Source organism: Mesorhizobium waimense, assembly GCF_003601975.1.
Lineage (GTDB): Bacteria > Pseudomonadota > Alphaproteobacteria > Rhizobiales > Rhizobiaceae > Mesorhizobium > Mesorhizobium waimense.
This window is the reverse complement of record NZ_QZWZ01000164.1, coordinates 1-1028: the sequence shown is the minus strand read 5'-3', so window position 1 is coordinate 1028 and position 1028 is coordinate 1. Positions and strand designations below refer to the sequence as shown.

The 1028-nt window shown below is 63.4% G+C and carries 2 pseudogenes; one reads left to right on the top strand and one right to left on the bottom strand.

From position 1 onward, the window contains the following. Positions 1-221: pseudogene (gene tetR(A) / locus D3227_RS40400) on the top strand (tetracycline resistance transcriptional repressor TetR(A)); the annotation flags it as partial. A gap of 582 nt (positions 222-803) precedes the next feature. Here the strand turns inward: tetR(A) and D3227_RS40385 are convergent. Further along, positions 804-1028 (bottom strand): annotated as a pseudogene (locus D3227_RS40385) (aminoglycoside phosphotransferase family protein); the annotation flags it as partial.

Below are 1028 nucleotides of genomic sequence, written 5' to 3'. Positions count from 1 at the left end.
CCGTGCTTGAGGAGCAGGCCGGCGACAGCGATGCCGGCGAGCGCGGCGGCACCGTGGAACAGGCTCCGCTCTCGCCGCTGTTGCGGGCCGCGATAGACGCCTTCGACGAAGCCGGTCCGGACGCAGCGTTCGAGCAGGGACTCGCGGTGATTGTCGATGGATTGGCGAAAAGGAGGCTCGTTGTCAGGAACGTTGAAGGACCGAGAAAGGGTGACGATTGATCAGGACCGCTGCCGGAGCGCAACCCACTCACTACAGCAGAGCCATGTAGACAACATCCCCTCCCCCTTTCCACCGCGTCAGACGCCCGTAGCAGCCCGCTACGGGCTTTTTCATGCCCTGCCCTAGCGTCCAAGCCTCACGGCCGCGCTCGGCCTCTCTGGCGGCCTTCTGGCGCTCCTGCTGCGGCGTCCGCTCGTGGGCCGTGGCGCGGGTCCGCGCGCCGGCCTCGTGCGCCTGGCGCTCGCGGGCGAGGTCCAGGGCGGCCGTCTTCACGTTCTGCCTTGCGCAGATGAGATAGATCTAGCGTGGACTCAAGGCTCTCGCGAATGGCTCGCGTTGGAAACTTTCATTGACACTTGAGGGGCACCGCAGGGAAATTCTCGTCCTTGCGAGAACCGGCTATGTCGTGCTGCGCATCGAGCCTGCGCCCTTGGCTTGTCTCGCCCCTCTCCGCGTCGCTACGGGGCTTCCAGGGGTCGTTTGCGGGAAGGGGCGGAATCCTACGCTAAGGCTTTGGCCAGCGATATTCTCCGGTGAGATTGATGTGTTCCCAGGGGATAGGAGAAGTCGCTTGATATCTCGTATGCCGTCTGTCGCACCTGCTTGATCGCGGCCGCGATAGCTAGATCGCGTTGCTCCTCTTCTCCATCCGCGTTCCAAGCTGCGGAAAGGCACCCATAAGCGTACGCCTGGTCGAGCAGGCGACGCGGATCGACGTCCAGCGCACGAGAGAATGCGTCCGCCATCTGTGCAATGCGTCTAGGATCGAGACAAAGGTCGTCTCTGTCAGCCGGATCGTAGAACAT